This window comes from Verminephrobacter aporrectodeae subsp. tuberculatae At4, from assembly GCF_000193225.1.
GTDB lineage: Bacteria > Pseudomonadota > Gammaproteobacteria > Burkholderiales > Burkholderiaceae_C > Acidovorax > Acidovorax aporrectodeae.
Genome location: NZ_AFAL01000231.1, coordinates 1 through 592 on the forward strand (window position 1 = coordinate 1; position 592 = coordinate 592).

A 592-nucleotide genomic window follows, 5' to 3' on the forward strand; every position below is an offset into this window, starting at 1 on the left:
GTTCGTCTGGTCGCCCGTTCCGTCCAGGCCCACGACCAGCCCGTAGCCGCTGAGCTGGTTGCTGCGCACGCCCTGCACCGCGGCCACCTCCTTGATGCGCAGGGCCTGCGCGGGGCCGGCGGCGCAGACTGCGAGCAGGGCCGGCAGGATCCAGCGGGGCCACGCCGCCGTGCGCGCGTGGCGCGGCAGGAGGGCCTGGAGGGCGGCGAGCGGGGCCTTCATGGCAAAGCATTGTGCGGGGCCGGTGGCGCAGGAACAAACCCCGAAAAGCGGCGGCTTGGGCGGCTTGTTGCCGGCGTCAGAAAGGAGTGATCGCATGGAAGAAGCGCCCCAGCCAGCCCATGGCCTGTACCTGATCCTGCGCGCCGCGGCCCCGGGATTCGACGCGCACGTCGGCCACCTGCGTGGAGCTGATGACGCTGCCCGGCAGCAGCGCGAGCGGATCGACGGTTCCCGAAAAGCGCAGCACGTCGACGTTCTGGTTCACGCCGATCTGCTTTTCGCCGCTCACGACCAGGTGGCCGTTGGGCAGCACCTCGACCACGGTGGTGGTGATCGAGCCGGAGAACATGTTCGCGCTCTCGGTGCCCCC

At 70.6% G+C, this 592-nt stretch carries 2 protein-coding genes; both read right to left on the reverse strand.

The genetic code is table 11. The features are described 5' to 3' along the window. Positions 1–222: flagellar basal body P-ring protein FlgI (locus VTU_RS26020; protein ID WP_010102078.1), on the reverse strand; the 222-nt coding region annotated here is incomplete at its 3' end. A 76-nt stretch (positions 223–298) separates the two neighbouring features. After that, positions 299–592, reverse strand: a 294-nt coding sequence (locus VTU_RS0106085) for a flagellar basal body L-ring protein FlgH (protein ID WP_010102079.1), incomplete at its 5' end; no start/stop codon positions are given.